At 73.1% G+C, this 7,230-nt stretch carries 6 protein-coding genes, 1 other RNA gene and 1 pseudogene; 2 read left to right on the top strand and 6 right to left on the bottom strand.

Translation table 11 applies throughout. From position 1 onward, the window contains the following. Positions 1-131: 131 nt before the first annotated feature. The 3 genes and pseudogenes from rnpB to VXC91_RS09590 form a co-directional block, all read right to left on the bottom strand. Positions 132-552: RNase P RNA component class A (gene rnpB, locus VXC91_RS09600), an RNA gene on the bottom strand. Between the two features lie 76 nt (positions 553-628). Continuing rightward, positions 629-1,393, bottom strand: a pseudogene (locus VXC91_RS46960) (DMT family transporter); the annotation flags it as partial. An 82-nt stretch (positions 1,394-1,475) separates the two neighbouring features. Then, on the bottom strand, positions 1,476-2,381 hold the full coding sequence (locus VXC91_RS09590) for a helix-turn-helix domain-containing protein (RefSeq protein WP_329506599.1): 906 nt from the start codon (positions 2,379-2,381) through the stop codon (positions 1,476-1,478). 194 nt (positions 2,382-2,575) lie between these two features. On the opposite strand from VXC91_RS09590, the gene yaaA reads away from it, so the two are divergent. Together yaaA and eda are read left to right on the top strand one after the other, a co-directional pair. After that, positions 2,576-3,373 carry a peroxide stress protein YaaA gene (yaaA, locus tag VXC91_RS09585; RefSeq protein WP_329506598.1) on the top strand — a complete coding sequence of 266 codons (798 nt, stop codon included), beginning with the start codon at positions 2,576-2,578 and terminating at the stop codon, positions 3,371-3,373. Positions 3,374-3,446: 73 nt separating this feature from the next. Continuing rightward, positions 3,447-4,121, top strand: coding sequence for a bifunctional 4-hydroxy-2-oxoglutarate aldolase/2-dehydro-3-deoxy-phosphogluconate aldolase (eda, locus tag VXC91_RS09580; RefSeq protein WP_329506596.1), 675 nt, complete (start codon positions 3,447-3,449; stop codon positions 4,119-4,121). Here eda and VXC91_RS09575 read toward each other — a convergent pair. Genes VXC91_RS09575 through VXC91_RS09565 form a run of 3 tightly spaced genes read right to left on the bottom strand, consistent with a single transcriptional unit; the run spans position 4,096 to position 6,998 of the window. Then, entirely contained in the window at positions 4,096-5,346 is a 1,251-nt protein-coding gene (locus VXC91_RS09575; protein ID WP_329506595.1) for a bifunctional RNase H/acid phosphatase, read from the bottom strand. The two genes, eda and VXC91_RS09575, sit on opposite strands and share 26 nt — an antisense overlap. A gap of 12 nt (positions 5,347-5,358) precedes the next feature. Then, positions 5,359-6,102 (bottom strand): zinc ribbon domain-containing protein, encoded by a 744-nt coding sequence (locus tag VXC91_RS09570; RefSeq protein ID WP_329506611.1) that lies wholly within the window; start codon positions 6,100-6,102, stop codon positions 5,359-5,361. Then, positions 6,099-6,998, bottom strand: a complete 900-nt coding sequence (locus tag VXC91_RS09565; protein WP_329506592.1) for a Nif3-like dinuclear metal center hexameric protein — start codon at positions 6,996-6,998, stop codon at positions 6,099-6,101. Before VXC91_RS09565 ends, VXC91_RS09570 begins: the two co-directional genes overlap by 4 nt. Between the last annotated feature and the right edge of the window lie 232 nt (positions 6,999-7,230).

The raw sequence follows: 7,230 nt of genomic DNA, 5'->3' as shown, positions 1-7,230 counted from the left end.
CGCGGTTCGCGAACTCATCGACGGGCGACAGTGGCTGGTGAACACCTAGGAGCACCGGCTTCGTGCATGGACGCCACGCATGATCATCCGAAGCGTGCGCGGCGACGGGCCGCGGGGTGGGGCATAAGCGGCAGACGAGTCGGGCTGTACGCCGGGTTCTGTTCCCCCGGGTCCTCGCGGACCCCGGGGCGACGGCCATCCATCTAGGACCGGCGTTGCCGCCGGCCTCCTGCGGTCTACCCGCGGACTCGGGCGGGCAGCCCTCGAACGTCCGCGCAGGGCGCCCCCTCTTGCGAAAGGGCGGCCCCTCTTGACCTTGCTCCGGGTGGGGTTTACCGAGCTGCCCAGGTCACCCTGGGCACTGGTGGTCTCTTACACCACCGTTTCACCCTTACCGGGGCCCGTACGCGTACGGTCCCCGGCGGTTTGCTTTCTGTGGCACTGTCCCGCGGGTCACCCCGGGTGGCCGTTAGCCACCACCCTGCCCTGTGGAGCCCGGACGTTCCTCGGGGAGATCCACCAGGACCTCCACGCGGCCGTCCGCCCGGCTCGTCTGCCGTAGGGACCATGGTACCGGGCGCGGGCCGCGCCTCCGCCCGGCGGCCGGGGACGCCGTCGCGAGCACGGAGCCGGCCAGGATCAGGGCGAAGGCCGCGAGGGTCCCGGCCGTGAGGCGTTCGTCCAGGAAGAGCGCTCCCGCCGCCACCGCGACCGCCGGGTTGACGTAGGTGATGACCGTGGCCCGGGTCGGGCCCGCCTCCTTGATCAGCTCCAGGAACGCCACGAAGGCCACCGCCGTGCAGATCACGCCGAGTCCGGCCAGGGCGGCCAGGACCTGCGCGGACGGTACGACAGCCGGCCAGGTGGCCGCGGCCGCCGGGGCGTAGACGAGCGCCGCCAGGGCCAGGCACGGCGCCGTGAGCTGGAGCGAGGGGACGTCCTTCAGCTGCCGGGCCGCGATCAGCGGCGCGGTCGCATAGCCGAGGACGGTCAGCAGCACCTCGCCGAGAGACCGCGCGTCGCCCCCGGTCAGGTGCGGGATCGTGAGGACCGCGACGCCTCCCAGACCGAGGGCGAGGCCGGCCACCCGCCGCGCGCCCAGGTGCTCGGCCCCGCCGAAGAACCGGGCCAGCACCACCCCTGCGATCGGCACGCCCGCTATGAGCAGCCCGGCAGTGGAGCTGGACAGCCGTCGCTCGGCGTCGGTGAGCGTGAACCAGGGGCCCATGATCTCGATGCACGCGAAGGCCAGCATGGGGCGCCAGTGCATCCGTACGGTCCGGGTCAGGCCGCCCTGGCGCAGGGCGAAGGGGAGCAGGAGCACGGCACCCAGCGCACAGCGCGTGAACACCACCATGGACGGGGACACCGCGTCCACCGCCACCTTGATCATCAGATAGGGGATGCCCCAGATCACTCCCATGAGGGAGAACAGAAACCAGCCGCGTGCAGTCATACGGCGAGTGTCGGCCGGGTCAGGGTGCGCCGTCTTGAACGCTGTTGCGGTGCGCCGTTACGGCCACGCTCGCGCGGTATGCCGCCGGGGTCACCCCCAGCACACGGCGGAACCAGCGGGTCAGATGCGCCTGGTCGGCGAAGCCCACGAGCGGGGCGACCTCGGCGGGGCGCAGTCCCCCCTCCAGCAGGCCGCGGGCCCGGGTCACCCGGTACTGGGCAAGCCAGGCGTAGGGCGGTATCCCCATCGTCGTACGGAACGCACGCAGCAACTGGTAGCGGGACAGGCCCAGTTCGATGGCGAGGTCGGCGAGGGAGGGCGGGGTGAGCAGTTCGTCGGCGAGGCGGTCGCGTATGGCCTGGGCGAGGGAGGCGGCGCCGGGGATCGTGTCGGACACCGGGCGGGCCGTGGAGTGGCGGCGGGCGAGCGCGGTGAGCAGCCACGGCAGCCGGGACTCGGCCTCCAGCGGGTCGGGACAGGCACTCAGCTCGGTGTGCGCGGCGCGCAGTGCGGCCACGAGTTCGGGGTCGTCCAGCAGCGGTTCACGGAAGTGCGGGACACCGCCGAGGATACCGTCGCTGAGCAGCGAGGGTTCCGCGTACAGGGCGCGGTAGGCGTAGCCGTCGGTGGCGGTGGCGGGAGCGCCGGTGTGCACCTCGCCGGGGTCGAGGACGACGATGGTGCCCGGTCCGGTCCGTATGTGGCCGCCGCGGTAGTCGATGACCTCGAAGCCGCCGACGCAGACGCCGATGGTGAACTCGTCGTGCGCGTGGGGCGCATAGCGGTGCCGGTCGAAGCGAGCCGTGAGCAGGTCGAGCGGCGGCCCGCCCCGGCCGAGCCGCGCCCTGGTCCACAGGGCCTGTTCACGTCCGCTCACCTTGCACCCCCCTTTCGGAGGTGCAACACCCGCAGGCCCCGTTTTCATACCGCCGAGGACCTCAGCGGAATTCGGTCGTGTCCAGGTCGAAGGCGAACGGCTCGGGTCCACGTCGTCCGTTTCCACGCCGACGACGCCGACCGTGTCGTCCGGGCGCGGGCGCGGTAGGCCCCGGGGGTGCGGGCCGCCCCGGACGCACACCACGCCGTACGCTGTCGCGGAGCTCTACAGAAGGAGTATGTGTGCTTGTGCTGCTGCCGCCCTCGGAAGGCAAGGCGTCGTCCGGTCGCGGTGCCCCGCTGAACCTCGAGTCGCTGTCGCTGCCGGGGCTGACGGCCGCGCGGGAGGCCGTCCTCGGCGAACTCGTGGAGCTGTGCGCGGGCGACGAGGAGAAGGCGCGCGAGGTACTGGGGCTGAGCGAGGGCCTGAGCGGCGAGGTGGCCAAGAACACCGGGCTGCGGTCGGCGGGGGCACGGCCCGCCGGGGAGATCTACACCGGTGTCCTGTACGACGCGCTGGGTCTCGGCGCGCTGGACGCGGCCGCCAAGCGGCGCGCGGCCCGGTCTTTGCTCGTCTTCTCCGGGCTGTGGGGCGCGGTCCGTGTGACCGACCGCATCCCCTCCTACCGCTGCTCGATGGGCGTGAGGCTGCCCGGACTCGGTGCGCTCGGCGCGCACTGGCGCGAACCCCTGGCCTCGGCGCTGCCGGAGGTGGCCGGCGAGGGGCTGGTGCTGGACCTGCGGTCCTCCGCCTACGCGGCGGCGTGGAAGCCGAGGGGTGAGGTGGCCGGACGGACGGCGACCGTGCGGGTGCTGCACTCCCGGATCGTGGACGGGGTGGAGAAGCGCTCGGTCGTCAGCCACTTCAACAAGGCGACGAAGGGACGCATCGTCCGGGCCCTGCTGACGGCGGGGGCCGCTCCCAGGAATCCGGCGGGGCTGGTGGAGGCGCTGCGGGACCTGGGTTACGTGGTGGAGGCCGAGGCCCCCGCCACCGGCAAGGCCTGGTCGCTGGACGTGGTGGTCACAGAGATCCACTGACCCGGACGCCGGGCGCGTTGCAACATATGCAACACACTTTGCGCATGATGCTTTGCATCGACAGGATGAGGCCATGACCTCACCGCTGCCCTCGTCGCAGTCCGCCGTCTCGGTCCTCGATCTCGCACCGGTCGTCCCCGTGGTCGTCGTGGCGGACGTCGCCGACGCCGTTCCCCTGGCGCGGGCGCTGGTGGCGGGCGGGCTGCCCGCGATCGAGGTGACACTGCGCACCCCTGCCGGGCTCGCCGCGATCCGGGCGATCGCGGCAGAGGTCACGGACGCGGTGGTCGGGGCGGGCACGGTCATCACGCCCGGACAGGTGGCCGACTGCGGGGCGGCGGGTGCGCGTTTCCTGGTCAGTCCCGGGTGGACGGACGCGCTGCTGGCGGCGATGCAGGCGTCCGGGGTGCCGTTCCTGCCAGGGGTGGCGACGGCGTCGGAGGTCGTGACGCTCCTCGAACGGGGCGTGCGGGAGATGAAGTTCTTCCCGGCGCAGGCGGCCGGCGGCACGGCGTACCTGAAGTCGCTGGCCGGACCGCTCCCGCAGGCCCGCTTCTGCCCCACGGGCGGAATCGGCCCCGCGAACGCCCCGGACTACCTGGCGCTGCCCAACGTCGGCTGCGTGGGCGGGACCTGGATGCTTCCCGAGGACGCGATCGCGGCGAAGGACTGGACCCGGATCGAGCGGCTGGCGCGGGAAGCGGCAGGTCTGCGCCGCCCGCTCAGCGCAGGTGGGACGTCTCGTTGAGGAGGCGGAGGCTCGCGTTGCCGTCCGCGAAGTAGGCCACCGCGGTCAGGGACGCCGCCGACAGCTCCATGCGGAACAACGCCTCGGGAGGTGCGCCGAGCGCGAGCCGGACAAGGGTCTTGATGGGTGTGACGTGCGAGACCAGCAGGACCGTACGGCCCGCGTAGGAGGCCAGCAGCTTGTCCCGGGTGGCGGCGACCCGCCGGGCGACGGCCGCGAAGCTCTCGCCGCCGCCGCTGGGTTCGGCCTCCGGGTCGGTCAGCCAGGCGTTCATGTCCTCGGGGTACCGCTCGCGCACTTCGCCGAAGGTGAGGCCCTCCCAGGCCCCGAAGTCCGTCTCACGCAGCCCTTCCTCCACACTCACCTCGAGGCCGAGGCGGGCGGCGACGGTCCGGGCGGTCTCGTGGCAGCGCGCGAGGGGCGAGGAGACCACCGCCTGGACGGTCCCCCGTGCGGCGAGCGCACCGGCGACGAGATCGGCCTGGCGCCGGCCGGCCTCGGACAGGGCCGGGTCGCTGCCGCCGCTGCCGGAGAACCGCTTGAGCGGGGTGAGCTGGGTCTCGCCGTGCCGCAGCAGCACGAAGGTGGTCGGGGCGCCCAGGTCGGGCGGGGCGGAGGCGACGTTACGGGCGGCACGCACGTCGGCGCCCTTCCGTTCCGCCGAACCCGTCCCGGCGCCGCCGGACGAGGAGGAAGGGGCCGAGGCCGCCAGAGCCGCACCGGCCCGCGCATCGCCCGGCGGTCCCGCCGGTTCGGGCGCCGTCACGCCGTGTGAGGCCGGCTCGGCGGCGGACCGGGACGCGTCCCACCGCTCGCCCCGGCTTCCCGCGTCCATCGCCTCGTTGGCCAGCCGGTCCGCGTGCTTGTTCCGCTCGCGCGGGATCCACTCGTAGGTGACCTGCCCGGCCGGGAATACGGCGGCGGCCTGCATCGCCAGCGGCCGCATGTCCGGGTGCCTGATCTTCCACCGGCCGGACATCTGCTCCACGACCAGCTTGGAATCCATACGGACGTGCACCCTGGCCGCCGGGTCCAGCTCGCGGGCCGCGCTCAGCCCGGCCAGCAGGCCCCGGTACTCGGCGACGTTGTTGGTGGCGGTCCCGATGAACTCGGCCCGCTCCACCAGCGTCTCGCCCGTCGCCGCGTCACGCACCACACTGCCGTAGCCCGCGGGCCCCGGGTTGCCCCGGGACCCCCCGTCGGCCTCGACGATGAACTCCCGCACTGCGTACGCCTCTTACAGGCCGGACTCGGACGTGCGCACCAGGATGCGGCGGCAGTTCTCGCAGCGCACGACCGTGTCGGGCGCCGCGGCACGGATCTCGTTCAGCTCGGTGATCGCCAGCTCCTGGCGGCAGCCCTGGCAGGTGCGCTGGTGAAGCTTGGCCGCGCCGATGCCGCCCTGCTGCTCGCGCAGCTTGTCGTACAGCTTCAGCAGGTCCGCGGGCACCGAGCCCGCCACGACCTCGCGCTCCTTGGTCACCGAGGCCGACTCGCGGTCGATCTCCTCGAACGCCGCGTCCCGGCGCGCCGAGGCGTCGTCGATCTTCGACTGCACCGACGCGACCCGCTCGGTGAGCTCGGCGACCCGCGCCTGCGCGGACTCGCGGCGCTCCATCACCTCCAGTACGACGTCCTCCAGGTCTCCCTGGCGCTTGGCGAGCGAGGCGATCTCGTGCTGAAGGTTCTCCAGATCCCTCGGGGAGGTGACCGCGCCGGCGTCGAGGCGCTGCTGGTCGCGGGCGGCGCGCTGGCGCACCTGATCCACGTCCTGCTCGGCCTTGGTCTGCTCGCGGGCGCAGTCGCTCTCCTCGGTCTGCGCCGCCACCAGCAGGTCGCGCAGCTGGGTGAGGTCCTTGGTCAGCGACTCGATCTCGGCGTGCTCGGGCAGGGACCTGCGCTTGTGTCCGAGCTGCTGCAGTCGTACGTCCAGGGCCTGGACGTCGAGGAGTCGGATCTGGTCGGCGGGCGCGGCGTTCAGTTTGGGGCTCCAGGGGTGTGCGAGTCGGAGGGAGCGCGCGATGCGCTCCCTGGATGGGCGGTGCCGGGCGCCGCGTGGGCGGTCCAGGGGTCGGTGACCGTCTTGGAGACGTGGACGCGGAGGTCCCATCCGTGCCGGTCGGAGATCTCGTCGAGCTGGGCGGCGCCCAGCTCGCACCAGGGCCACTCCGTGGCCCAGTGCGCCGCGTCGAGCAGCGCGAGAGGACTGTGGGTCTGAGCCGCCATGAACTCGGACGCCGGGTGGTGGCGGAGATCCGCGGTGAGGAAGGCGTCCACACCGGCCGCGCGCACCTCGTCGAAGAGGCTGTCGCCGGAGCCGCCGCTGACGGCGATCGTGCGGACCAGCGCCTCGGGGTCGCCGGCGACACGGATGCCCTGCGCGGTGGCGGGCAGCCGCTCGGCGGCGCGGGCGGCCAGCGCGCGGACGGTCAGCGGGTGGTCCAGCTCGCAGACACGGCCAAGACCCCGGCGGCCCTCCGGGTCGGTCGCATCCGGCACCAGGGGGCGCAGGACCCGCAGGTCGAGCGCGCCGGCGAGGGCGTCGCTGACGCCGGGATCGACGCGGTCGGCGTTGGTGTGGGCGACATGCAGCGCAATGTCGTTCTTGATGAGCGTGTGCACGACGCGGCCCTTGAACGTGGAGGCCGACACCGTCGTCGTACCGCGCAGATAGAGCGGGTGGTGGGTGACCAGCAGGTCCGCGCCCAGCTTCACCGCCTCGTCGACGATCTCCTGGACGGGGTCGACGGCGAAGAGGACCCGGGCGACCTCCTGGTCCGGGTCGCCGACGACCGTGCCGACCGCGTCCCAGGACTCGGCCCGCTCGGCGGGCCACAGGGTCTCCAACGCGGCGATGACTTCAGACAGACGGGGCACGGGGAAAGGCTACCTGCCCCGGGTCCCTCCCCGACCGGTCGCGGCTCGACCGGGCAGGCGGGCCCGGTGGTGGCGCCACGTGGACCGCTCCCGAGGATGCGGAGGTCGCGCGAGGACGGGCCGCGCGCCCCCTCGTGCAGCACACCCGCCCCCGTTTTCTCAGGCGAACGGCGCGACGAACACCCTTATGTGTGAAGTGGCCGTCTCGCGAAGTCACGCCCGTGCGTACGAA

The organism is Streptomyces chiangmaiensis (genome assembly GCF_036281785.1).
Classification (GTDB): domain Bacteria; phylum Actinomycetota; class Actinomycetes; order Streptomycetales; family Streptomycetaceae; genus Streptomyces; species Streptomyces chiangmaiensis.
This window is presented reverse-complemented; position numbering and strand designations above follow the sequence as displayed.